Consider the following 25,368-nt stretch of genomic DNA (forward strand, 5'->3'; position numbering starts at 1 on the left):
AGCCTTGCAGTATAGGGGCTCTACGAATGTGGCAAGTTGTCACAGCGCAATTCTTTTGATAAATCGCAGGCATAAAAAAACGCCCGCTTCCGTGAGGAGGCGGGCGTTCTTTGAACGCGGAAGCGGAATTAACGCTTCGAGTACTGCGGACGCTTACGCGCTTTACGCAGACCAACTTTCTTACGTTCAACTTCACGGGCGTCGCGAGTAACGAAGCCAGCTTTGCGCAGAGCGCCACGCAGGGTTTCGTCGTAGTCCATCAGAGCGCGAGTGATGCCGTGGCGGATTGCGCCAGCCTGACCACTTACACCACCACCGATCACGGTGACGTAGATGTCGAACTTCTCGACAGTCTCAGTCAGCTCCAGCGGCTGACGAACTACCATGCGGGCAGTTTCGCGGCCGAAGAAGTTTTCCAGCGAACGGTTGTTGATGGAGATATTACCAGTACCCGGACGCAGGAAAACGCGTGCGGTTGCGGTCTTGCGACGGCCAGTGCCGTAATTTTGAGTCGCCGACATAATGTACTATTCCGTTAAAACTTCAGTTCTTGGGGCTGCTGAGCAGTATGTGGGTGTGCAGCGCCCGCATAGACTTTCAGCTTACGGTACATGTCGCGACCCAGCGGGTTTTTAGGCAGCATGCCTTTAACCGCGGTCTCGATCACGCGCTCAGGGGCTTTAGCGATCAGCTTTTCAAAGTTGATCGACTTGATGCCGCCCGGGAAACCGGAGTGGGAGTAGTACATTTTGTCAGTGGTTTTAGCACCGGTAACACGAATCTGCTCAGCATTGATTACGACGATGTAGTCGCCGGTATCAACGTGAGGAGTGTACTCAGGCTTGTGCTTGCCACGCAGACGGCTCGCGATTTCGGTGGCCAGACGACCCAGGGTCTGACCAGCAGCGTCGACGACAAACCAGTCGCGCTTTACTGTTTCTGGTTTAGCAGTAAAAGTTTTCATTCTTTATAGCCTCAGGGGCCGCCCTGTAAATTAGACGGCGGATCTTACTGAATAGTGCGTACTTTGACAAGTCAAAGGCAGCCGGATACAGACGCTTTCGGGGGCTCGGGTCGGCGCGTCCGTTCAACGGCAAGATTCTTCGGCGGCGGCGCATCACTTCCACTGCAGAAAGAGGTCGGCAATTATGCAGATTGCGAAAAATATTTCAACCTGCTTTTATGATTGTTTTGCCCAAGGAGCACCCGATGGACTATCGCCAGCTAGGCCGTACCGACCTGAACGTGAGTGCAATCTGCCTCGGCACCATGACCTGGGGCGAGCAAAACACTGAAGCTGAAGCCTTCGCCCAGATCGAACGGGCCAAAGAGGCCGGGATCAATTTCATCGACACCGCCGAGATGTATCCGGTACCGCCGAAAGCCGAAACCTACGCCACCACCGAGCGTTATATCGGCAATTACTTCAAAAGCCGTGGTGATCGCGCCGACTGGATCCTGGCCAGCAAGATCGCCGGCCCCGGCAACACCATCGACTACATCCGCGACAAAAACCTGCGCCACAACCGCCAACACATCACGGAAGCGGTGGATGCCAGCCTCAAGCGTCTGCAGACCGATTACATCGACCTCTACCAACTGCACTGGCCGGAGCGCAGCACCAACTTTTTTGGACAACTGGGCTACAAACACAAGATCGAAGCCAACCTGACCCCACTTGAAGACACCCTCGAAGCACTCGACGAGCAAGTGAAGGCCGGCAAAATCCGCCACATCGGCCTGTCCAACGAAACGCCGTGGGGCACCATGCGCTTCCTCGCCCTGGCCGAAGCACGGGGGTGGCCGCGTGCCGTGTCGATCCAGAACCCGTACAACCTGCTCAACCGCAGCTTTGAAATTGGCCTGGCAGAAATCGCCATCCGCGAACAATGCGGCTTGCTCGCCTATTCGCCGCTGGCGTTCGGTTTCCTGTCCGGCAAGTACGAAGGTGGCGCGCGCCCACCAAAAGGTCGTCTGAGCCTCTACAGCCGCTTCAGCCGCTATTTCAACGCGCAATCGGAAGCGGCGTGCAGCCGCTATGTCGCACTGGCCCGTGAACACGGTCTGGATCCGGCGCAAATGGCCTTGGCGTTCGTGACTCAGCAGCCGTTCGTCACCAGCAACATCATTGGCGCGACGACGCTGGAGCAGCTGGAAAGCAACATCGCCAGTTTCGATCTGAAACTGTCGGATGAAGTGCTGGCGGGGATCGAGGCGATTCACAAGGATCATCCGAACCCTGCGCCGTAATCTTCTGATGCACCGCCTTCGCGAGCAAGCTCGCTCCCACAGGAGATCACCGTACCTGTGGGAGCGAGCCTGCTCGCGAAGGGGCCTGTCAACTCACTGCAAAACTCAAAGCGACCGCGCAATGATCTCCTTCATGATTTCATTGGTGCCGGCATAAATCCGCTGCACCCGCGCATCCGCCCACGCCCGAGCCACCGGGTATTCCCACATGAACCCGTAACCGCCGTGCAACTGCACGCATTCATCGAGCACCTTGCATTGCAGGTCAGTGCCCCAGTACTTGGCCATCGCCGCCGTCGGCACGTCGAGCTTGCCTTGCAGATGCAGCTCAAGACAGCGATCAACGAACACACGACCGATCTGAATTTCCGTGGCCATTTCCGCCAGTTTGAAGCGGGTGTTCTGGAAATCGGCAATCGCCTTGCCGAATGCCTTGCGATCACGGGTGTAATCGATTGTCCATTGCAACGCTGCTTCTGCCGAAGCGAGACCACCAATCGCCACGGTCAAACGCTCTTGCGGCAATTCCTGCATCAGGTAAGCAAACCCTGCCCCGGCCTGCCCCAGTAAATTTTCCTTCGGCACGCGTACGTCCTGGAAGAATAATTCCGACGTATCCTGGGCCTTCATTCCGACCTTCTCCAGGCGTTTGCCCTTCTCGAAGCCCGGCGTATTCGCCTCCACCAGAAACAGACTCGTGCCCTTGGCGCCGGCCTTTGGATCGGTCTTGGCGACGACAATCACCAGATCAGCGAGAAAGCCGTTGGTGATAAAGGTCTTGGAGCCGTTGATCACGTACTCGTCACCGTCCAGCACGGCGGTGGTCTTGACGCCTTGCAGGTCGGAACCCGCGCCGGGCTCAGTCATGGCAATGGCCGTGACCATCTCGCCCGACACCAGTTTCGGCAGGTATTTATGCTTCAGCGCTTCGCTGCCGTAATGCAGGATGTACGGCGCAACAATGTCTGAATGTAACGAAAAACCGATGCCGGTCAGGCCCAATCGCCCAACCTCTTCGATCACCACCGCACTGTAAAGAAAGTCCGCCCCCAAGCCACCGTACTCTTCCGGCAGATGCGAGCAGAGCATCCCCGCCTCCCCTGCCTTGTTCCAGAGTTTACGGTCGATGTGGCCTTGTTTCTCCCATTGCCCGTGAAACGGCACGGCCTCTTTTTCGAGGAAGGTTCGTACGCTGTCGCGGAACAATTCGTGCTCGGAACTGAACAAGGTTCTGGGGATCATGCGGCACCTTTCTTTCTTGTTGGAGGGCTGTGTCCTTCAGAGACTAAGCCTCCCCTCCGATAGAGGACACTGGACACATCCGACAAAAAATAAGACGATCCAGCCGTCTGGTGACCACTTTCCCTTATAAAAACAAAACAAAAGTTGAATTATGTCCAAGCACGTCTCCACGCCCTTGCGGCGCGTCAGCATCCTGGCGATCGACCAGGTTTTCGCCTACACACTCATGCAAGCCAAGGACTTCTTCCATGTGGCGAGCCTGCGTTACGGCAAACAACTGGGCCAAGGCCTGACTCCGGCGTTCGAAACCCGTCTGGTCAGCCCCGATGGCAAGCCGGTGAAAAGCTTCAGTAATGTGGTCATGCCAGTGGACGGCGGCCTGGAAAATACCGATATCATCATCCTCCCGGCGTTCTGGGACGATTTCGACACGCTGTGCACCCGCTACCCGCAAGTCCTGCCGTGGCTGCGTGAGCAACATGCTCGCGGTGCCGTCCTGTGCGGCGAAGCCACCGGGGTGTTCTGGCTGGCCGAGGCAGGCCTGCTCGATGGCAAGGAAGCTACGACCTACTGGCGTTTTTTCAACGCTTTCACCGAGCGCTTCCCGAAGGTCTACCTCAATCAGGACAAACACCTGACCGACGCAGACAATCTCTACTGTGCCGGCGGTACCACCTCGGCCTGCGACCTCTACATCTACTTGATCGAGCGCTTCTGCGGCGCCAACGTCGCACAGGCTGTAGCGCGTGACATCCTCTACGAAGTGCAGCGCAGCTACTCGCCGGGCCGCATCGGTTTTGGCGGGCAGAAGCTGCATCAGGACGTGATCATCCTGCAGATTCAGCACTGGCTCGAAGAGCACTTCGCCGACAAGTTTCGTTTCGAGGACGTCGCGCGCGAGCACGGCATGAGCATCCGCAATTTCATGCGCCGCTTCCAGACCGCCACCGGCGACAAACCCCTGCACTATCTGCAACGCCTGCGCATCGAAACGGCAAAGGGCTTGTTGTCCGCCAGCCGCAAGAGCATCAAGACCATCAGTTATGAAGTCGGTTATGACGATGCGAGCTTCTTCGCGCGACTATTCCGCCAGCACACCGAATTGTCGCCAAACCAGTATCGGCAGCAGTTTCAGCAGGCTGCATAAACACAATCAGACAGACGTCCATGTGCGAGTAGCCCTTTCACATGGACGGCTCCTGGCGTGTTTTTTCCCACATAAACCAGCGAAAACAGATCGGCTTTCCGACCTTTTTTACGACTGTCCATACATAGGTTCGCCGTACAGACTCCTTCACATGCACATCGCATCAAGGAAGATGAACAGTGACCATCGGATCCAGTTACAACTACCCATCACAAGCCGCTGGCGTTGAGGTTCGCAAAAAACGCTCAACGCCATCCAAATGGAAGCCCCGCTTTCCCAATCCTCCTGACTTGTGCTTTGACTATCGCGCATTGGTCGAGCAAAAAAACGGCATCGCTCGCGCCACTGACCCACAACACCGGATCTGCATCATTGGCGCTGGCGTCACCGGTCTCACAGCCGCCCGAGAGTTGCTGCGCTGCGGCTTCAGGCATATCACGCTGATCGAACAATCCTCCCGCATAGGCGGCAGACACCTGACCGTTCCGGGAAGCCCTCAATCCAGCGCGAGTCATACCCCGTTTGAAATGGGCGCGATGCGCATGCCTCTGTTCAACCGCGAAGGCGAGTTGCCGACTGAGGGTCGATCGCTCATGGCCTACTACGCGAAGACCTTTGACTTGTCGCTGTCGGAATTCGCCAACCCTGGCAGCCAATGGGTCAAATCAACCGGCATTTACCTGCGCGAGGGCCGTCTGGCGACCGAAGCTGCACCGCAAATGCTGATCTGGAAAAATACCGACGGCCAGACGCCGCCTCCCAGCGATGAACTGCAAGCGGTGCACGCCAAGTGGAGAGCTTTCGCCGACCGCATGACCCGGCATGTCGCCGAAATGTACGCGGGCGAGGACTGGGAAGCCGCCTGGGCCGCTATCGTCGAAAAATACCACGCCGTATCCTTCCGCGAACTGGTTGGCATGCCTGCCTTGCAGCGCTGGAATCGCGACGCCCCCGGTGACTTTGGCGGGATGGGCATGTCGGCAAAGGAGTCGGCCATTTTCTATGCCATCGGGATTGGCGACGGTAGCTGGGGAGCCTTCTATGACGTGTGCGCGTTATATCCTATGCGCACCGCCATATTTGGTTTCAGCAGCCATTTGCAATTAGTGCATGGCCGAGTGGATGAACAAGGCGACCCGCTGCCTGACTCACCCCTTGTGAACAGCAATGCGGTTTTCGATTCGACTGGCCTGCAGTTTGATAAACCACGCTATCTGGGGCTCGCTGCGCTGAGTGAATGCCTGATGTTCATGAAGCCCGACGAGTCCACCCAATCGTTTTATGAGCACTGCCAGCAAAGCAGTGAAGGCCTGTTGACCGACTGCGCCGTCAGCAGATTGAAAAAACTCGGCAGCGGAAAAATCCGCGTCTATTTCAACCGCAAACATAGCCAGCCCGAGTTGGCCCAGGAACACTTCAATGACTTTGATTCAGTGATCATGACGCTACCCTCATGGTTGATCGAGACCCGAGTCAAGCTGGAAGACTTCACGCCTCAGATGCTGCCGTTCGAAACGATTAACGCGTACAAAACCGCGCACTGGGAAACCAGCTGCAAGGTCTTCGCACCGCTGAAAAAATCCTTTCTGTCGGGCAATACCAACATTCCCCAAGCGATTGTCACGGACAGCTTTATCCATGACGTTTATACCTACCGCTACAACGAGAACTACAGCTACGACTGCATTCTTTTGAGTTACACCTGGGAGGACGACGCAACCAAACTTTCCTGCTTCAGCGACAAAGAACTGATCGCAAAGTGCGCAGAAGAACTGGACAGAATCCTCATGAACTCCAGCAATATTCAACAACGTATTTCCCCGTACATTGGCCTGCAACAAGCCGTCGTACAGCGCTGGATGACCGATAAAAATTCGTTGGGGTGCGCCAAGCTTTACCGTCCCGGGACTTACCACGATGCCGTCCGCCTGCTGAAATACAACCGAGACTATTCAAAGGCTTCGGGCCTGTATCTATCGGGGGAGTCATTTTCGGTTGATGCCGGTTGGACCGAGCCCTGCTTTCGCGGTGCCGTCGATGCAGTCATTCATATTTGCGACAAGACCGATGCGCGTTTCAACGGCGGCTTCACCATGGATGACTACCCGCATTTTCACCACGCCACCTGACTTTCTGAGCACGCCATCCACTGTTCACGAAGGGTCCCGGCAGCAGGCCGAGGACCTTGCGTTAACGCAGGACTACGCTTCCTAGGAGAAGGCCTACAACTTAACCGGAAACCGCCGACTTACGCTTTGCTCCCGACTCGACTCTTATGACCCCGCCATTCAACGGCGTGAAAACAATAATAAGAGGTCATGAAAAATGAGTGAGTCCACAAGCCCCGTTCGTGTTGCGGTCGTGCAATTCGATCCGCAGGTCGGCACGCAAAACCGCGCGGCAAACTTGAGTACCAGCCTGGAGTTGGCGCTGGAAGCGGTTAATAACGGTGCAAACCTTATCGTTTTGCCCGAGCTGACCAACACCGGTTATTTCTTTCAGAACCGGCAGGATGCGTTTGACCATGCCGAAGCGGTTCCAGACGGGCCGAGTGTTGGCAGTTGGGAAGATTTCGCCCGTCATCATCAGGTTTATCTGGTAGCCGGGCTGACCGAGCGCGAGGGATCGAGGCTTTACAACACTGGCGTGCTAGTGGGACCTGACGGGTTTATCGGCAAGTACCGCAAGGCTCATCTCTGGAACCTGGAAAAGCTCTGGTTCACTGCCGGCGACTCGGGATTCCCGGTCTTTGACACGCCTATCGGTCGCATTGGATTGCTGATCTGTTGGGACATCTGGTTTCCCGAGGTCCCGAGGATCCTGAGCCAGCAAGGCGCAGACATCATTTGCAGCCTCAACAATTGGGTCTGGACTCCGCCACCGTTGTTCGATGATGCCGGCAAATGCATGGCCTCGTATCTGACCATGACCGCCGCGCATGTCAACAATGTGTTTATCGCGGCGGCGAGTCGAATCGGCGAAGAGCGCGGCGCTCGATACCTTGGATGTTCGTTGATCGCCGGCACCAACGGCTGGCCGATCGGCCGCGTGGCATCTGCCGACCAGCAGGAAATTCTCTACGCCGATATTGACCTGACCAGCGCTCGCAGCGCGCCTATCTGGAATGACTTGAACGACCTCCATCGGGATCGTCGCTGCGATGTCTACGACCGAATGCTCGGCTACACCGAGCATCCGTGCCTTCCGCGCTAACCGGGGGGCCAAGCAATGGGAACTATCCACGCAAAACCACGGAAACAAGTCGCCGCCAGAACAATGCTCGACAGCATGATCATTGGGTTGCTGCTGAGTGCTACAGCGCTGATTTTCTGGCTCTCGATGAACAATCACTCACTTTGGTCAGCACGCTGGCCGGATTACGGCCACATGGTCTCGAATCTTCCCGAGCCGACCGCCTGGCTGCGCTGGGTGTTGGGAGATATCAGTGAGGTGGCATTTTATAAACACGAGTTCGCATCCATTGGCCTTCTGGCAGGTGCTTATCTGGGGTACTGGGCGAATCGAACGGGAAAATCCTGGCAAGGCTTTACCATCTGTTATGGCAGCGGACTATGGCCGTGGCTCGTTACCAGCTCTTTGCTTGGCCTGGTACTGAGCAATCTCGTGTGGGGCTGGACCGTCACCGCCACAAGCTGGCAGCCAACGTTTGCAGCATTTGTGTCGTTGCCCGCGGCCATGGTTCTGATGTTTGGGGGTGGCTGGAAGGTCGCGATCAATGGCGCAATCATGGGAGCCCTTTTCGTGACGCCCATGTGCATGCTGATTGTGAATTACGTCTGCAACCCCCTCGGCCTGCCCGTGGTGATCGGCAATGTATCGGGCATGGCAATCGCCAGCATCGGCGCCTTCGTACTCTGCCGCTACATACCGAGTCTGGTGACATCCGCGGCGCCCGAACAGGTCGCCGAGGAGGCCAGCATCCCGGTGACCGCCAAGGCTCCCGATTATGGTGTGGTCTGGAGCATTCGCCGGGTCTTGGCGGACTTCTCCGAAGCGCCTTTTTTCGGCAATGAATGGGCCAGTCTCGGGCTGATCGTCGGCGCATTGCTGGCGTTTACCCTGAACCCGATGAGCCCTGTCTATGGCACCGGTTTGTTGCCACAACTACTGGCGGGCCAGGCATTGACCTCGGCACTGGGCGTGCTGATCTGGCGCAAACAATGGATAGCCCGAGGCTGGTACCCGACCTATGTGCCGCTGGTCTCAGTCGTTCCGGCAGCTATTTTGACCTACGGCGGCGACTGGCAAGTGATTGTCTCAAGCGCATTGCTCGGTGCCCTGATCGCCCCACCGCTGGCTTGCGCCCTTGCGCAACGAGTGCCGGGGCACATGCACGGTTTCATTGGGAATGTGTTGTCCATGGCCATCAGCACGCTGCTGATCCTTCCGCTCGTCGGCTGGCTGGCAAGCCACTGACGTCCCCCTTCCCGGCTGGCGCTTGAATTCGATTCAGGAGCCGCCGGTTTCCTTTGCGAGGTATCACATGGACTTGCCCAAACTGGCGATTGCCGCACTCGGCGGTACTGTCAGCATGCAATCGCTTCAAAGCGGCGAAGGCGTCGTTCCATCGGTGTCAGGCGAGGCGCTCCTGAACACGGTGCCGGAACTGAAAACACTTGCGCAGTTGACTGTAGAGACGCTCGGACTATTGCCCGGCGCCTCACTTGATTTCGAATATCTGCTGAGCGTGTTGTGCTGGGCGAACTTTCAGATCAATCAAGGTGCGGCAGGCGTCATCATTGTTCAAGGCACGGACACGCTAGAGGAATCCGCCACTTTTTTTGATTATCTGTGGGACCACGACGAACCGCTGGTGCTGACTGGCGCCATGCGTTCGGCGGCACAGGCGGGTGCCGATGGCCCGGCAAACCTGTTGGATGCCGGCCGCGTCGCACTGGCGCAAAGCAGTCGGGGACGCGGCGCCCAAGTGGTTATCCACGGGCAGATTCACCGGGCGAGCGCCGTGCGCAAAGTCGATTCCATGGCGCTGCACGCGTTCGCATCGCCTGTGACCGGTCCGGCCGGCATTCTAATGGAAGGCGTTGTGCGTTATTTGCAGCCGCCTGTTGCACGTCAGGTCTTGCCCCTGCCGCAAACCACCAACCAGACGATCGCCTTGCTGGAAGCGTCGCTCTCTGCGGACAGTCTGCTGCTGGAAAATGTCGTCGAGCTGGGCTATGACGGGCTGGTGATCGCCGGATTCGGTGCCGGACATGTGTCCGCACACTGGGCCAAAGTCATCGAAACCATCGCCCGACACATTCCGGTAATCATCGCGACACGCACCGGCTGTGGCTCCACGGCACGGTCAACCTACGGCTTTGAGGGCAGCGAAATCGATTTGCAGCGCAAGGGTGCTGTGATGGCAGGGTTCACCTGCCCGCGCAAAGCGAGGATTTTGCTCTGGCTGCTGGTCGGGTGCCGACAGCAAGAGCATCTGGCGTCTTACCTCGATCAAACCGGTTAACCAAACGCGCAAAAAAAAGGGCCTGCAATTGCAGGCCCTTTTTCTGAATTCGAGATCTGCTTAAGGCTTATGGGCCCGCGACAGGAATTCGTGCGACTGCATCTCCAGCAGGCGACTCAGCGTGCGCTGGAACTCGAAGTTCAGGCGCCCGCCGGTGTACAGATCCTTCAATTCGACTTCAGCAGAGATGATCAGCTTCACGTTACGGTCGTAGAACTCGTCGACCATGTTGATGAAGCGGCGAGCGATGTCGTCGGTGGTGACGCTCATCTGCTCGACACCGCTGAGCAGCACGGCGTGGAAGATTTTGCCCAGTTCGATGTAGTCGTTCTGGCTGCGCGGGCCGTCGCACAGTTCGCGGAAGTCGAACCAGGCCACGTCATCACACGTGCGCAGGGCGCGGATCTCGCGATTTTCAATGATCAGCACGTCGTTTTCCACCGCCGCCGTGCATTCCGGTGTCAGTGCCTTGAAGCTCTTGCGCAGGCTTTCGTGAGCGGCTTCGTCGAGCGGATAGTGGAACAGTTCCGCCTGCTCGAGGTGACGCAAACGATAGTCGACGCCGCTGTCGACGTTGACGATTTCGGTGTGCTGCTTGATCAGCGCAATGGCCGGCAGGAAGCGCGCGCGTTGCAGGCCGTCCTTGTACAGACCATCGGGAACGATGTTCGAGGTCGCGACCAGGGTCACGCCGTTCTTGAACAACTCTTCCATCAGCGTGCCGAGGATCATTGCATCAGTGATGTCGGAGACAAAGAATTCATCGAAGCAGATGACCCGCGACTCAGTCGCAAAACGCTTGGCGATGATGGTCAGCGGGTTTTTCTCGCCGCCGAGCGTTTTCATCTCTTCGTGCACACGCTTCATGAAGCGGTGGAAGTGCGTGCGGGTCTTTTCCTTGAACGGCAGCGCTTCGAAGAAGGTGTCGACCAGGTAAGTCTTGCCGCGACCCACGCCGCCCCAGAAGTACAGACCCTTGACCGGCGTCTGATCCTTTTTGCCAAACAGCTTGCTCAAAAGACCCGGCTTGTTCTGATCGGCGGCGATCAGATCCTCGTACAGGCGCTGCAAATGACGCACAGCAGTTTCCTGCGCGGCGTCATGGAAGAAGTCCGGGCGTTTCAGATCAGCTTGGTATCGTTCTAGGGGCGTCATAATTCGTTAGCAAGGCAACAAAAACGGGCCGTCACTGTAGCGACGGCCCATGGGAATGGCAATCAGCCCTTGGTCGGGCCGAGCCGCTGATTATTCCTGTACCGGGGTCAACGCGATGCGCAGGGCCTCGATGGCCGCGTCCCGCGCCGTGCTGTCAGCGAATGCCGGGCTGTCGCCGATGCACTCGCCTTCCAGCCACACGCTGAAGCTCAAGTCTTCGCTGCGCACGTCCAGAGACTGACCGGATTGCAGTTGCTTGGTCACCTGGCCAGCGGTTTTGCCATCAGCGAAGTTGCGCGACAGCAGCAATTGCTCGCCATCGGCCGCCAGCAGACGGAAACGGAAACTGCCGTCGTCCTCGCGGAAACTGACGAAACGTGCGGCTTTTACGGCTTTCTTCTTGGTGGTCGCAGCCACCTGAACCTGATTGACGAACGAACGCAGGCCCACGGCTTCACGCAGTTCGTTGAGGAACGGCGTTGCCACGGCACGGGCCTTTTTCGCGCCTATCTGCAGGATGTCTTCCAGATCCGCCGGACGCTCGATCAACTGGTGATACTTGTCGCGCGCCTCGCCCAATTCGTTATCGAGCAACTGGAACAGGCGGTTCTTCGCCTCGCCCCAACCCAGGCCACCGAGCAGTTCACTGCGGAATTCGTCAGCCTGTGCTGGAGTAGCGAAGGCCTGAAACAGAGTGAACAGGTGCGAGTTGTCCGGGTCCTTGGCTTCGCCTGGCGCTTTGGAGTCAGTGACGATCCGCGAGATCGCGTCCTTCATCTCTTTGGCGCTGGAGAACAACGGAATGGTGTTGTCGTAGCTCTTCGACATCTTGCGACCGTCGAGGCCAGGCAACGTCGCCACGCTTTCTTCGATCAGTGCTTCAGGCATGGTGAAGAATTCTTTGCCCTGACCAAACAGGTGGTTGAAACGCTGGCCGATGTCGCGGGCCATTTCCACGTGCTGGATCTGGTCACGACCGACCGGCACCTTGTGCGCGTTGAACATCAGGATGTCCGCGGCCATCAGCACAGGGTAGCTGTAGAGGCCCATGGTGATGCCGGCATCCGGGTCTTCACCGGTTTCGACGTTCTTGTCCACCGAGGCCTTGTAGGCGTGCGCACGATTGAGCAAGCCCTTGGCGGCGACGCAGGTCAGCAGCCAGGTCAGCTCGGGGATTTCCGGGATATCCGACTGACGGTAGAAGGTCACGCGGTCGACATCCAGGCCACCGGCCAGCCAGGTCGCAGCGATTTCCAGACGCGAGCGCTGGATGCGCAGCGGGTCATCGCATTTGATCAGGGCGTGGTAGTCGGCCAGGAAGTAGAACGAATCGGCATTGCTGTCGCGGCTGGCGAGGATCGCCGGACGGATGGCGCCGGCGTAGTTGCCAAGGTGTGGCGTGCCGGTGGTGGTGATGCCGGTGAGGATGCGGGTACGGTTCGTCATGGGTAATCGCTTGTCAGACTGCAATCAATTCGAGAGACGCGGCAGGATCAGATCCTTGAGATCGGTCAACTTGCCATGAAAAAAGTGTCCGCATTCTGCCACTTTCAGCAGCTCATGGGGGCGCTGGAGTTCGTCCGACCAGTCATAGACCAATTGCGGATCGATGACTTCGTCGGTTTCCGGCTGGATCACGGTCAACTCGACATGCGCTGGCAGTTGATCCTGCTCGCCCAGACGCATCACCGCCGGCGCAACCATGAACAGGTGCTTGAGTTGCACGCCCTGGGCTTCGAGACGGCCGCCGAGACTTGCTGCAACAAATCCGCCGAAGGAGAAACCGAACAGTGTCAGTGGCAGATTCGGGTGTTTTTCCAACAGCCATGCGGCGGCGGCTTGAGCATCGTCGACCTCACCGGTGCCCATGTCGTGGCTACCTTCGCTGGCGCCGACGCCGCGATAATTGAAGCGCAGGGTGATCAGACCGGCGTCGCGGGCCGTGCGCTGCAGGGTCGAGACGACCTTGTTGAGCATGGTGCCGCCCTGCACCGGGTTCGGATGGCAGATCAGCGCGATGCCGCGCGGCTGCTCGTTATCCAGGTAAAGAGCTTCAATTTGGCCGACTGGGCCATCAATCACTACAGGGGTTTCACGCATCAGCAAGGAAGGAACTCCGTGACCTCGAATCGGGTCGACTCGTCTAGCAAATTGTCTGTGCCAATCTATTGCGAGTGAATCGCGGTATACAGCGCAGGTTCGAGCCGTTAACGTAAAGCAAAGCCGTTTATAGAGGAAGGACTCGTGGAACACTCGCTCTTAGTTTGGTTGTTACCGACTCTTGCCCTGGTTGTGGGTGTCGCCATTGGATTCCTGATCGCGCGCGTTGCGCCGAACGCTGCGCCGAGCCGTACGCAGCGTCAACTGGATGATATCCAGGAGCGTTTCGACAGTTATCAAAACGAAGTGGTCACCCACTTCAACAGCACCGCGATGCTGGTCAAGAAACTGACCCAAAGCTATCAGGAAGTGCAGGATCATCTCGCCGAGGGTGCCAATCGTCTGGCCCTGGACGAGCAGACTCGCCAGCGCTTGCTCGCCTCGTTGCACTCTGAATCGGTGCAGGCCCCGCGCGAGCGTCTGACGCCACCGCGCGATCAGGAGCCGCCACGCGATTACGCGCCGAAGACTCCGAACGCGCCAGGCATGCTTGATGAGCATTATGGTTTGAAGAAGTAATAAGTCGCAGCGACAAGCAAAAGCCCCCGGACAATTCCGTTGTCCGGGGGCTTTTTTGTGCCTGAGGATTTTACGGTGAATGCACCGGCCCCATCGCGGGCAAGCCCGCTCCCAAAGGTTTCTTTGGTGTACACAAAATCCGTGTTCCACACATAACCCTGTGGGAGCGGGCTTGCCCGCGATGGAGCCAGCACCGGCCACAAAAAAATGCCCGATCACAGGATCGGGCATTTTTTCATTCAGGCAATCAGTTACGGATACTGCTGAACCGTGCCCGGCTGTTGCTGAGCACCATACTGCTGGCCCGGAATCGCCTTCAGGTTGACCTCAACGCGACGGTTCTGTGCCCGACCATTGACGTCGCCGTTGCTGGCAATCGGATTATCCGGACCGGCGCCACGGGCCGACAGGTTGGCACCGCTGACACCTTGCGACGTCAGGTAGGTCGCCACGCTCTGCGCACGACGCTGGGACAGGTCCATATTGTGCTGGCGGCTGCCGGTGCTGTCGGTATAGCCGACGATTTCGATCTGGTTCTGGCTGAACTCCTTCAGGGAGCCGGCGAGATTGTTCAATGGCTGATAGAAGCTGGAGGCGATATTCGCCGAATCGGTGGCGAACGTGATGTTACCTGGCATGATCAGTTTGATCTGATCGCCCTGACGCTGCACTTCAACCCCGGTATTGGCCATGCTGGCACGCAGTTTCTTCTCTTGCTGATCGGCGTAGTAACCGTAACCGGCCGCCGAAGCACCCACCACGGCAGCACCAATCAAGGCACCCTTGCCACGGTTATCGTGACCGATAGCGGCACCAGCCAGTGCACCGGCCAGAGCGCCGAGGCCGCCGTACTTGGCGGTTTTGCTCATGCCTTGGGAGCCGCCGTCGGCCTGGCCCTGATTGTCATAAGGGTTAGGCGAGGCGCAGCCGGACAACAAGGCCACGGCAGTAGCGACAATAATCAAACGACGCTTGGTGAACATGAAGAGCTCCTACTTTTCTGCATTCTGAGGTGCAGCGGCCGGTTGGCAATAAACCTCTGCGGGCGTTGGATCATGACAATGGACAAAAATTCCGCCGCCCACCCATGACAAAATATTTACGCCCGCACAAAAGGGTTTTCGCGCATTTCATCACCCAGACGCGTATCCGGACCATGCCCGGTAACCACCGTTGCATCTTCGTCCAGGGTGTACAGCCGTTGCTTGATCGATCGCACGATGGTCGCCTGATCGCCACCCCATAAATCCGTGCGCCCTACCCCGCGACGAAAAAGTGTGTCGCCGGCAATCAACAGCTTAGCCTCGGAAAACCAAAAGCTCATGGAACCGGGCGTATGACCCGGCGTATGCAGTGCCACCCCGCAACCGCAAGCCAGCTCCTCATCGTCCGACAACCAGCGATCCGGTGATGGCACCGGAACGTAGGGCACGCCGAACATCTGGCATTGCATCTCGAGGTTGTCCCAGAGGAACTGATCTTCCTTGTGCAGATGCAGCGTCGCGCCGGTTTTTTCTTTCATCTGCCCTGAGGCGAGGAAGTGATCGAGGTGCGCGTGGGTATGGATGATGCTGACCACTTTCAGGCCCAGCGCATCGAGGCGGGCCATGATCAAGTCGGGATTGCCACCCGGGTCGACGACGATGGCTTTTTTTGTGATCGGATCGCCGATGATCGTGCAGTTGCATTGCAAAGGGCCGACCGGGAAGGTTTCGCGGATAAGGGCTGTGTTCGGGGTTTGCATAATTTTGATCCTGATACCAAGGCGTGCCGCTGCGGTTGTGATCCGCAAAATCGATAGGTTATCCTCGCGCCCAGCCAATTGCTAAACAAGACGGCAGGTAGTCAATCCCTACCCAATGGAACACGTGCTCGTCGATAAAAGCGCCCTCTTATGGACGCCTTCCCTTAAGGACACCATGTCTGACCTCACGCTGGACTTCACCTGTAAAACCGCTTTCGCGTCTGTGGCAGGACGCTCGCATCTGGAAACTCAAGCACCTTGCCAGGACTACGTCGCGGCAAGAGAGTCGAACGCTGTGACATGCATTGCCTTGGCCGACGGCGCTGGCTCCAGAGCCCGCTCGGACATCGGCGCCCAAGTCGCAGTAACCGCGACACTCGCCTACGTCTGCAAAAACTTTGAAAGCCTTTGGCAGAACATGGAAAAGCACAACGCCAAGGCAGCCCAGCGCCTGATCAATCGTTGCCTGGACGCGTTCAGACGCAAATCCGCTAAGCTCGGCTGCGAGATCAACGATCTGGCCTGCACTCTGTCGTTCGTCGCTTACTCACAAGGTCGCTATATGGCGGGCAACTTGGGAGTCGGCGTCATTGCACTGATTGATCCGGACGGGCAACTCGAGACCCTTTCGCCTCCAGAAAATGACGAGCTCACCAATACCACCTCGTTGCTGAATGACCCTAAAGCGATATCGAAGCTCAGGCTGTACCGCGGGACAGTCTTAGCGCCGACGGGTTTGGCGATCATGAGTGCCGGCACAGCAGAAAGCCTTTACCAAAAGTCCAGCGGCGTTCCCGCACCGGCAGTGCAAAAACTGCTGGAGTGGAATGCAACGTTGCCGGGAAAAAAATTCAAGGCTGTTTTGAGCGAGCACCTGCAACAGTCCATCGCCAGCGAAACTGCAGATGATTGCGCCTTGGGGCTGATTTCAATTCTCCAGCGTGAGAATTCGATAAAACGCACGGACTTTGCCGGAACAGAGTGAACGACAAACTCTGGTTCAAGTTTCTCCTTGCTCCAGAGGCGTCAAACGGCGGTCACTGCAACACCCCCAACTCTTTAGCCCGCGCCACTGCCTGCGTACGCCGCTCAACCCCAAGTTTGCTGTTGATATGGCTGGCATGAGTCTTCACGGTATGCAGCGAGATGAACAACTGCTCGCTGATTTCCTGATTCGAGCAGCCCTGAGCAATCAACCGCAGTACCGCCAGTTCGCGACTGCTGAGCTGTTCGGTAGCACTCGATTCCACGGCCGGACGGGGCGCGGCTGGCGGAAAGTGTTGCAGCAATTGCTGTCCTGCCAGCGTTGGCGACGTCAGCAATTGTCCGCGCAACCAGTCCACGTGTCCCTTGACCAAAGCCTCGAACGGTTGCAGCACGCCCCCGGCCGCTGCCTCCAACGCCTGATTCAGCGCTTTGCGCGCCTCCGCTTCGCGCCCGCTCGCCAACAGCAACGCCACCTTCTGTGTCAACGCCATCACGCTGAGCAACTGACGCCCGGTTTGCTGGCCGTTTTCGTGCAATACGTTCAAGCGCCCTTCGGCGAGCATCGGTTGCCCTTGAATCACATCGAGCAGTGCCTGTTGCAGTTCGACATGCAAAGGCAGTTGTGGATGAAATTCCGGAGGCGCCGCCGCACGTTCGCCCGTATAAGTCTGGCCCAACCGCGCCAGCCATGCTTCGGCCAGATCGGTGCGGCCCTGGGCCAGCCACAGTTCACATTTGACCAGGGTGATCATCGCCAGATAGTAGATCGGCGGCACGTCCCAGATGTGCATCAGCCGTTCGGCTTCAGCGAGTTCGGCGAAGGCTTTGGCGAACTCACCGCTGGCGCCATCCAGACGCGCGATCACGCAGTGACCGATCAACACGCTGATGTCGCGACAGGCCCGTGCTTCACCGAGCCCGGCCAATAACCGCACGCGTGCGAGCTGCGGCTGCAAGCGCATCGCCAACAGAAAACCTTCGTACAACGTCAGCCGCGCGCGCACGGCATACAGGCGCTGTGGGGAAAGTCCGCGCAACCGTTCCAGGCCCTGATGGACTTCATCGAGCGAACGCAGAATTTCACCGCGAGCCTGCAAAACGCGGGCGCGATCATAATGCGCCAGTGCTTCAAATAACGGGTTACCAACGCGTTGCGCCAACTCAAGGGACTCACGATTCAATCCCCGCGCGCGCCACAGATCACCGTCGGCAATCGCCAGGTTGGATAACGTCGACAAGCACATCAGCCGCTGGCCGTAGCGCTTGGCCGGCAGACTTTCGAGCGCTTCGCTGCAGTATTTGAGCGTCAACTCGCGATGACCGCGTCCGCGCGCGATGATCCCGCTCAACGCCAGCCATTGCGCCAGCATCGACTTTTGCGCCGTGGCCGATGGCGCCGGCAGGAAGCGGCTCAGATGGCTGGACAATTCTTCGGCCGCATCGAGCTGACACGCCAGCCCCAGCGCCCAGCTGTACAGCACGATCAAGCGCGGCGTGCTGATCAACAGGCTGTCGGGCAAGTCCATTTTCCAGCGCAGCAGCATGCCGACATTCTGCTCGGCCAGCAGTTGCTCCTCCGACAGGTTCTGCACCAGATTCGCCGCGACGTCGAGGTGGCCGGCACGCAACGCCTGCTCCACGGCCTCATCGAGTAAACCCTGAGCATTGAACCAGCGACAGGCGCGCAAATGCAGCGTTCCGGTGGGCACCATGGCCTGTGCAACCGGGCGACTGCGCAACAAGTCGGAAAATAAATGGTGATAGCGATACCAGTGCCCGTGTTCATCCAGCGGCACCAGAAATACTTGATGCGCCTGCAGGAAACGCAGGATCTCGGCACTGTCATGGGCTTCGCGCACGGCATCGCACAGTTCGCTGCAAAAGCGCTCCTGCGGTGCGGTGTCGTAGAGAAACGATTGCACTTCGATGGGCAGGCAATCGATGACTTCTTCAAGCAGATAGTCGCGGATCAGCCCTTCCCCGCCGTTCAGCGCTTGCGGCAATGCGGCTTCACTGCCGGCTTCGGATGCTGCCAGCAGCCAGAAACGCAGCCCGGCGACCCAGCCTTCGCTGCGCTGGATGAGGTTTTCCAACGCTTCGCCGCGCAATGAAGTGCTGTGGCGATCGAGCAATGTCAGGGCTTCGTCGTGGGTCAGGCGTAAATCCTGCTCGTGCAGTTCCAGCAATTGCCGCGACAGTCGCAAGCGCGCCAGGTGCCAGTCAGGGCGCTGCCGACTGGTGACCATCACCAGCAAACCCTCGGGCAAGTGGTTGAGGAAAAACTGCAGGCAACGGTCGAGCACCGGCCCTTGAGCGAGATGATAGTCGTCGAGCACCAGCAACAAGGGTGTCGCCGGATCAAGGTGCTGCGCCAGCTCGTCGAGCAGACCGTCGAGCCATTCTTCAAAGGCAAACGGCTGGTGGCGTTGACGCATCTTCAGCAGGCCGAGCGCGCGGCTGCCCAGTTCGGGGAAATAGTCTTGCAGGCCTTCGAGCAAGCGCTCGAGAAAGCGACCGGGGTCGCTGTCCCGAGGGCTCAGGCCCAGCCAGAGACTTTGCCAATGCGCCGGCAGACTTTGGCAAAACTCCACGGCCAGCGAACTCTTGCCGAAGCCTGCGGGGGCGCTGACCAGCAACAGCCGCCCACCGAGTCCTGCTTGCAGGCGCTCGCAAAGGCGCGGTCGCAATACGTGTCCGTCAGGCAGCGGCGGGCGAAAAAAACGCCCGTCCAGTGCCGCGACGGCAACGCTTGCGGGACCCGGAAGTGGGGACAGATCAGTCATGGCCGGCTCTTGTTCGAATTGCTGTTGGCGGCGTTGCAGATGTCCGCAGACTAGCCTTAAACGAACCGGTTATGAAGGTAGTTGCTACAAATGGCTACAAAAAGGCTACAACGACCTGCACGCCAAATCCTGTAGGCGCTGCCGAAGGCTGCAATCTTTTGACGAGAATGTTTCTGAATCCAAAGCAGGATCAAAGATCACAGCCTGCGGTAGCGCCTACACAAGGCGGTACAAAAATGATCAAAAAAAAACGCCCCGAACCAGTCGGGGCGTTTTCACGAGGATGCGGCCTCGGGTTTACAGCGGTTTAACGAACACCTTCCTGACGCAGAGCGGCCGGGGTGAAGTCGCTGGTGGTCGCGGTGAAGCCGAAGTCATACGCACTCTTCTCTTCGTTCTTCATGCCCAGCGCCAGGTAGCGGCCGGATTGCAGATCGTAGAGGGTTTCCAGGGCATACCACGGCACTTGTTTGTCGTAGTAGTTCTCGGCATGCGCCTCGGCCACACGCCACAGCTGACCACGACCGTCGTAATGGTCGATAACCGCTGCTTGCCAGGTGTCCTCGTCGATATAGAAGTCACGTTTGGCGTAGATGTGGCGCTGACCTTCCTTCAGGGTCGCAACCACGTGCCAGACCCGGCGCAGCTCGTAACGCGCCAGATCCTGGTTGATGTGGCCGGCCTTGATGATGTCGGCGTATTTCAGTTTCGGATCGTCGAGCTTGTAGCTGTCGGAGGCGATGTACATCTCTTTCTTGCCTTCGAGCTTCCAGTCGTAGCGATCCGGCGCGCCGTTGAACATGTCCAGGTTGTCGGAGGTACGCAGACCGTCCGCCGCAGTACCCGGGCCGTCATAGGACACTTGCGGTGCGCGGCGCACACGGCGCTGACCGGCGTTGTAGACCCACGCCGAACGTGGCTCTTTAACCTGGTCGAGGGTTTCGTGCACCAGCAGCACACCACCGGCCAGACGTGCCGGCGCAGTCACTTTCTGCTTGAAGTAGAACAGGATGTTGCCTGGGTTCGCCGGATCGTAGTCTTTCATCTTGTCGCGGAACACGAACTGATCCTGGAAATACACCAGGCTGTACGAGCCGTTCGGTTGCGGCGTGGCCTGGGTCACCAGACGCGTCACACTGCCGCCACGATAGCGGGTGATGTGGTTCCAGATGACTTCGACGCCGGTTTTAGGAATCGGGAACGGCACAGCCGTTTCGAAGTTTTCCAGACCGTTGCCGCCCGACACCAGCGTGGTGGTAGTGGCGTTTTTCTTGATGGAGGCGAACACCTCATCCGGCACGGTAGCGCCGCGATGCGATGGATAGACCGGCATCTTGAAGGTTTCCGGGTAGCGCTTGAACATCGCGTACTGGCCCGGCGCAAGTTTGTCCTTGTACTTGTCGACATCCTTGGCGGTGATGGTGAACAACGGTTGCTCACTGGCGTAAGGGTTGGACAGGAAACCACGCGCATCGACCGCACCGGCATTCTTCGGCAACGGCTTCCAGGCCGGGATCGAGCCATCGGCGTTACCCGCCATTTCTGCGCCCATCGGGGTCAGGCTCTTGCCCAGCTTGTCCGCTTCGCCAGCAGGCACTGCGGCCATGACGCCGGTCGCCAGCAGCGACAGACCCAGAACACCGGCGTGGAACAGACTTTTTGTTATTTTCATAAATTCGTTCGTCCTGAAATGCAGTGCTTAGAAGTTCACGCCGAAGCTGAGCGCAACGAAGTCGCGGTCATCCACGGTGGTGTACTTGCCGTCGAAGAAGTTGGTGTAGGCCAGGCTCGCGGTGTAGGTGTTCTGGTACTCGGCATCGACGCCCAGACTGACCGCTTTGCGACCTTCCTCGAAGTTGCCGCCAGGGCCAGGCGAGTAGCCGCTGACGTCATGGGACCAGGCTACGTTCGGCTTGAGGTTCACACCGGCGAAGACGTCGTTGTAATCCCAGATGGCCCGACCGCGATAGCCCCACGACATCGATGTGGTGAAGCCGTCGTTGTCGCAATTGCGGCTGCGGTTGTTCTGCGGCGAACCCGGCCCTGCACCATTGATGGTGCTGGCGTTGAGAATGTTGGCGCAGGTATTGATACCGCCAGTGGCCGGCAACTCACCCGGACCATAAACCGGATCCCGGCCATAACGCTTGTCGGAACGGCTTTCCAGACCGCCCACGTAGGTCATGCCCGCTTCACCCACGAGGGTCAGACGGCTGGCGCCCATGACCTGATCGAAGAAGTGCGTGAAGGTCGTCTGCAGTTGGGTGATTTCCTTGCGCTCATAGCCGTGCAGATCCTGACCAGGAACGCCATTTAGCAGCGAGGCGTTGGTCAGTGCGCCGCCCAGCGGACGAACACCGGCGAACAGGATGTCGGTGGAGTTCAGTTGTACGGGTGCATTCGGGCGATAGCTGATCTCACCGCTCCACGCCGTACCGGTAGGCAGGGTGGTAGAGAAGCTCAGGCCGTAGAGGCGAATGTCCTCAGGGTATTCAATAAAGTAATTCGAGTTGCCCGCCACCAGCAGTGGTGCGAGAGCTGCGAACGGCCCGGGCAGACCGGCTGCAGTGTTGTAGACCGAGCGCGGCGCACCGGTTGCGCTGAAGATCGGCGCACGGCTGTGGTAGTTCATGAAGTACGCGCCGAACTCGGTATCCAGAGGCTCGAACATGTACTTCAGGGACGCGCCCCACTGACCGCTGTCACGGGCATCGCGATCCGGACCACGGCGCACCAGAACGCCTTCCTGATTGACATCGACGCCGTTGGCGGCCAACGGCCCCAGTGCAACGGCTGGAATAGTCGAACGCTTGTTCAGCACGCGCAGGTTGTCGTTGCAACCGTCGGCGACAATGTCCGGCTGCGAAAAGAAGGTGCCGCAGTTATCGACAACGGTCTGGTCCCATTCCAGCTGATAGAAGGCTTCGGCCGACAGATTGTCGGTCAGGCTCTGAGACACGTAGAACATGTTGACCGGGATCAGGCCTTCCTTGATCTCGGCGCCTGGACGACGGAATGCAGACACGTCGATCGGGTTGATCGAGTTGATGCCGCCACCGATGAAGGTACTTTCACCCCAGCTCACTACCTGCTTGCCCAGACGAACCGAGCCCGGTTGATCGGCGATGGCGTAGTTGTGGTAGACGAAGGCGTCGAGGATCTGCCCGCCGGAAGACTTGGCGCCTTCCTTGCGATTGCTGTCGCTGATGTCCTTGAACTGACGGCTTTCGTCCTTGAGTTCGAAGTCGTACCAGTATTTGCCACGGACGAACACGCCGGTGTCGCCGTATTTCAATTCAAGGTCATGGATGCCCTTGAAGATCTTCGAAAAGGTTTCGCCGCTCTTGAAGTTGGCGTGGCCATCGTCAGAAGTCTGCGACAGGCCGTGACCACCATTGTTGACGCCGATGAGGTTCTTGTTCGGGCTCTGGGTAGACCAACTTGCGCCGATCGACAGGGATGAATCGAACTGACCTTCGATTTCACCAACGTTGAAACTGACGCCGAATGCAGGCCCGGCGAGCGAAGAAGCAAGACTGACCGCCAGAGGCAGTTTCGCCCGGCGCCAGAACTGGTTTACTGAGGTCATCGACGCTACTCCATGTGCATTATTGTTATGGCAGTGAGTACTTTTAAAAACGCCTGAAGGACCGGATGCCAAAGGCTGTCCGACGTCACTCCAAAGATGCATCGCCCCATCTTGTGCGTGTGCCACGTTCTTAAAAATCCTTAAGTGGACTATAGCCAGCAGGTTGTAGAGCTTGATCCCTCTAAAGTGTGATTTGCAGCTGCCGACCACTCTGGAACAGTCCTTTCGCCAGGCCGACACGTGTCGGCATGGCAAGGATGGCTGAAATTTTCGATTTCACAAGGCAAGCGCTTGCTTGGCGGGTCTGGCGCGCCGTTTTCAGCGCGCCAGCAGGGACTTAAAGGGTCGAGAGGAAGGTGCTGTTATTGGCCTGCCATTCAGTGATGTCGAGACGGATGCGCTTCTTGTCGAGCTTGCCGACGCTGGTCTTGGGAATTTCCGTAACAAGAGCGATCTGACTCGGAATCGCCCACTTGCTCAGATGCCCCAGCTCCACAAATGGCTTGAGGTGCTCCTTGAGCTCCCGCGCCCCGATTTCATGCCCTTCACGGATCACCAGCAGGGCAAACGGGCGCTCGCCCCACTGCGGATCGGCGATGCCCACCACTGCTACTTCGCGTACCGCGACGTGACGGCTGATCAGGTCTTCGAGGTCCAGCGAGGAAATCCATTCGCCACCGGTCTTGATCACGTCCTTGATCCGGTCACGGATGTCGATCACGCCCATGCTGTCGAGCGTCGCGACGTCGCCGGTGTGCAGCCAGCCGCCGGCCCACAGTTCGGCGCCTTTTTGCGGTTCGTTGAAATAACCTTCGGTCAGCCACGGTGCACGCAGCACAAGCTCGCCCTGAGTTTCGCCATCGGCCGTGAGGAAGTTGCCCTCGGCATCGACAATCGCGGCTTCCACCAGCGGGCCCGGCACACCGGCCTTGATTCGATAAGTGGTGCGTTCGTCCTCGGTGCCGGCCATCAGCTCGTCGTTGAGGTGTGCGCACGATACCAATGGCCCGGTCTCGGACATGCCATAGGCGGCGGTCAGTTGAATGCCGCGAGCCTTGGCGGTTTCGTACAGGGTACGGTTGAGTGCGCTGCCGCCGATGACGATTTTCCAGCCGCCGAAATCGGTTTCCTGCGCACCTTTGGCGTTGAGCAGCATTTGCAGAATGGTCGGCACGCAATGGGAGAACGTGACCTTTTCCTTGCGCCACAGCTCCACCAGAAACTCCGGATCGTAACGCCCCGGATAAACCTGTTTGAGCCCGAGCATGGTCGCCACATAAGGCAGGCCCCACGCGTGGACATGGAACATCGGCGTGATTGGCATATAGACGTCGTTGGTGCCGAGCAGGCGCACGCTGTCGATGGAGCCCATGATCGTCGACACGCCCATGGTGTGCAGCACCAGTTGCCGATGGGTGAAGTACACGCCTTTCGGGTTGCCGGTGGTACCGGTTGTATAGAACGTGGTGGCGACCGAGTTTTCGTCGAAGTCCTCAAAGATGTACTGCGGGCTGGCGGCGGCCAGCAGTTGCTCGTACTCGCCCACCAGATTCGGCAGCTCGGCGGTTTTTTCCGGCAGATCGGTCAGCAGCAGGGTTTTCTCGACCGTGGTCAGGTGCGGCGCAATCGCCTGGTACAGCCCGACGAACTCGCTGTTGACCAGCACGAAGCGGTCCTCGGCGTGGTTCATGGTGTAGAGGATCTGTTCCGGGGACAGGCGCACGTTGATGGTGTGGATCACCGCGCCGATCATCGGAACGGCAAACATGCATTCCAGGTAACGGTGACTGTCCCAGTCCATCACCGCCACGGTGTCACCGGCCTTGACGCCGGCAGCCGTCAACACGTTGGCCAGCCGCGCCACGCGTTCGATCAGGGTCGGGTAGCTGTAGCGCAACTGGTCACGGTAGATGATCTCGCGGGTTTTCTCGTAACGGGCACCGGACATCAGCAGCCGTTTGATCAGCAATGGATACTGGTAGGCCCCATCGGCTGGGGGAATGACGCGAGTCTGCAACATAAGAATCCCTTTTCTGACGGCTCGGTGTTGGCGTAGAGATTTGTACTCTAAAACCCTTATACGCCAGCCAAATCAGCCAAAGGAATGATTTGCAGAGCCGTACAAATGCTAGCTTTGCGCCAGTATTTGCAGGATGGAAAGGGAAAGTCATGAACGAGCCCTTTGTAGGAGCTGCCGAAGGCTGCGATCTTTTGATGTGTTTTTAAGATCAAAAGATCGCAGCCTTCGGCAGCTCCTACAGGATCGCGGCCATCCAATAGCCCGCAGCCGGCAGGCTCTCGCCG

20 protein-coding genes are annotated in these 25,368 nt (G+C 58.3%); 8 read left to right on the plus strand and 12 right to left on the minus strand.

Annotation, left to right across the window (positions count from 1 at the left end; all coding sequences use genetic code 11):
• Positions 1 to 128 precede the first annotated feature (128 nt).
• Both rpsI and rplM read right to left on the minus strand, forming a co-directional pair.
• Positions 129 to 521: a 30S ribosomal protein S9 gene (gene rpsI / locus AB4P97_RS18415; RefSeq protein ID WP_008080273.1), complete on the minus strand. Its 393-nt coding sequence runs from the start codon at positions 519 to 521 to the stop codon at positions 129 to 131.
• 14 nt (positions 522 to 535) lie between these two features.
• Positions 536 to 964, minus strand: coding sequence for a 50S ribosomal protein L13 (rplM, locus tag AB4P97_RS18420; RefSeq protein ID WP_007917032.1), 429 nt, complete (start codon positions 962 to 964; stop codon positions 536 to 538).
• Between the two features lie 245 nt (positions 965 to 1,209).
• On the opposite strand from rplM, the gene AB4P97_RS18425 reads away from it, so the two are divergent.
• Complete coding sequence (locus AB4P97_RS18425) at positions 1,210 to 2,250, plus strand: NADP(H)-dependent aldo-keto reductase (protein ID WP_395601443.1); 1,041 nt, start codon at positions 1,210 to 1,212, stop codon at positions 2,248 to 2,250.
• A 105-nt stretch (positions 2,251 to 2,355) separates the two neighbouring features.
• Here the strand turns inward: AB4P97_RS18425 and AB4P97_RS18430 are convergent, their stop codons facing one another.
• The gene (locus tag AB4P97_RS18430) at positions 2,356 to 3,492 is read right to left on the minus strand and encodes an acyl-CoA dehydrogenase family protein (protein ID WP_042561001.1); all 1,137 of its coding nucleotides are present in this window, start codon (positions 3,490 to 3,492) and stop codon (positions 2,356 to 2,358) included.
• A 250-nt stretch (positions 3,493 to 3,742) separates the two neighbouring features.
• Between AB4P97_RS18430 and AB4P97_RS18435 the strand changes: the two genes are divergently transcribed.
• The 5 genes from AB4P97_RS18435 (at position 3,743) to AB4P97_RS18455 (ending at position 10,127) form a co-directional block, all read left to right on the plus strand.
• The gene (locus AB4P97_RS18435) at positions 3,743 to 4,639 is read left to right on the plus strand and encodes a GlxA family transcriptional regulator (RefSeq protein WP_196304183.1); all 897 of its coding nucleotides are present in this window, start codon (positions 3,743 to 3,745) and stop codon (positions 4,637 to 4,639) included.
• A gap of 179 nt (positions 4,640 to 4,818) precedes the next feature.
• The gene (locus tag AB4P97_RS18440) at positions 4,819 to 6,768 is read left to right on the plus strand and encodes an FAD-dependent oxidoreductase (protein WP_395601444.1); all 1,950 of its coding nucleotides are present in this window, start codon (positions 4,819 to 4,821) and stop codon (positions 6,766 to 6,768) included.
• A gap of 196 nt (positions 6,769 to 6,964) precedes the next feature.
• Positions 6,965 to 7,852 (plus strand): nitrilase family protein, encoded by an 888-nt coding sequence (locus tag AB4P97_RS18445; RefSeq protein WP_261735996.1) that lies wholly within the window; start codon positions 6,965 to 6,967, stop codon positions 7,850 to 7,852.
• Positions 7,853 to 7,867: 15 nt separating this feature from the next.
• Positions 7,868 to 9,076, plus strand: coding sequence for a hypothetical protein (locus AB4P97_RS18450; RefSeq protein WP_395601445.1), 1,209 nt, complete (start codon positions 7,868 to 7,870; stop codon positions 9,074 to 9,076).
• 67 nt (positions 9,077 to 9,143) lie between these two features.
• The gene (locus AB4P97_RS18455) at positions 9,144 to 10,127 is read left to right on the plus strand and encodes an asparaginase (RefSeq protein WP_042561006.1); all 984 of its coding nucleotides are present in this window, start codon (positions 9,144 to 9,146) and stop codon (positions 10,125 to 10,127) included.
• A 60-nt stretch (positions 10,128 to 10,187) separates the two neighbouring features.
• On the opposite strand, the gene zapE is transcribed toward AB4P97_RS18455, so the two are convergent.
• From zapE to AB4P97_RS18470, 3 genes are all read right to left on the minus strand, one after another.
• The gene (gene zapE, locus AB4P97_RS18460) at positions 10,188 to 11,282 is read right to left on the minus strand and encodes a cell division protein ZapE (protein ID WP_042561007.1); all 1,095 of its coding nucleotides are present in this window, start codon (positions 11,280 to 11,282) and stop codon (positions 10,188 to 10,190) included.
• Between the two features lie 90 nt (positions 11,283 to 11,372).
• A complete protein-coding gene (locus AB4P97_RS18465) occupies positions 11,373 to 12,728 on the minus strand; it encodes a tryptophan--tRNA ligase (protein ID WP_042561008.1) in 1,356 nt (451 codons plus the stop codon).
• Between the two features lie 24 nt (positions 12,729 to 12,752).
• Positions 12,753 to 13,382, minus strand: a complete 630-nt coding sequence (locus AB4P97_RS18470) for an alpha/beta hydrolase (RefSeq protein ID WP_042562198.1) — start codon at positions 13,380 to 13,382, stop codon at positions 12,753 to 12,755.
• Between the two features lie 144 nt (positions 13,383 to 13,526).
• Between AB4P97_RS18470 and AB4P97_RS18475 the strand changes: the two genes are divergently transcribed.
• On the plus strand, positions 13,527 to 13,961 hold the full coding sequence (locus tag AB4P97_RS18475) for a YhcB family protein (RefSeq protein ID WP_042561009.1): 435 nt from the start codon (positions 13,527 to 13,529) through the stop codon (positions 13,959 to 13,961).
• Positions 13,962 to 14,212: 251 nt separating this feature from the next.
• On the opposite strand, the gene AB4P97_RS18480 is transcribed toward AB4P97_RS18475, so the two are convergent.
• Together AB4P97_RS18480 and AB4P97_RS18485 are read right to left on the minus strand one after the other, a co-directional pair.
• A complete protein-coding gene (locus AB4P97_RS18480; RefSeq protein ID WP_042561010.1) occupies positions 14,213 to 14,944 on the minus strand; it encodes an OmpA family protein in 732 nt (243 codons plus the stop codon).
• Between the two features lie 116 nt (positions 14,945 to 15,060).
• Positions 15,061 to 15,705, minus strand: a complete 645-nt coding sequence (locus AB4P97_RS18485; RefSeq protein WP_042561011.1) for an MBL fold metallo-hydrolase — start codon at positions 15,703 to 15,705, stop codon at positions 15,061 to 15,063.
• 175 nt (positions 15,706 to 15,880) lie between these two features.
• Here AB4P97_RS18485 and AB4P97_RS18490 point away from each other — a divergent pair, with 175 nt between their 5' ends.
• A complete protein-coding gene (locus AB4P97_RS18490; RefSeq protein ID WP_042562199.1) occupies positions 15,881 to 16,690 on the plus strand; it encodes a PP2C family serine/threonine-protein phosphatase in 810 nt (269 codons plus the stop codon).
• Positions 16,691 to 16,742: 52 nt separating this feature from the next.
• On the opposite strand, the gene AB4P97_RS18495 is transcribed toward AB4P97_RS18490, so the two are convergent.
• From AB4P97_RS18495 to AB4P97_RS18510, 4 genes are all read right to left on the minus strand, one after another.
• Positions 16,743 to 19,475, minus strand: coding sequence for a LuxR C-terminal-related transcriptional regulator (locus AB4P97_RS18495; protein WP_042561012.1), 2,733 nt, complete (start codon positions 19,473 to 19,475; stop codon positions 16,743 to 16,745).
• Between the two features lie 307 nt (positions 19,476 to 19,782).
• Positions 19,783 to 21,147, minus strand: a complete 1,365-nt coding sequence (locus AB4P97_RS18500) for a DUF1329 domain-containing protein (RefSeq protein ID WP_042561013.1) — start codon at positions 21,145 to 21,147, stop codon at positions 19,783 to 19,785.
• A gap of 27 nt (positions 21,148 to 21,174) precedes the next feature.
• Positions 21,175 to 23,064 carry a DUF1302 domain-containing protein gene (locus tag AB4P97_RS18505; RefSeq protein WP_042561014.1) on the minus strand — a complete coding sequence of 630 codons (1,890 nt, stop codon included), beginning with the start codon at positions 23,062 to 23,064 and terminating at the stop codon, positions 21,175 to 21,177.
• Positions 23,065 to 23,401: 337 nt separating this feature from the next.
• Positions 23,402 to 25,084, minus strand: coding sequence for a fatty acid--CoA ligase (locus AB4P97_RS18510; RefSeq protein WP_395601446.1), 1,683 nt, complete (start codon positions 25,082 to 25,084; stop codon positions 23,402 to 23,404).
• Between the last annotated feature and the right edge of the window lie 284 nt (positions 25,085 to 25,368).

The sequence above is a fragment of the Pseudomonas sp. A1230 genome, assembly GCF_044218825.1.
Taxonomy (GTDB): Bacteria; Pseudomonadota; Gammaproteobacteria; order Pseudomonadales; family Pseudomonadaceae; genus Aquipseudomonas; species Aquipseudomonas iridis.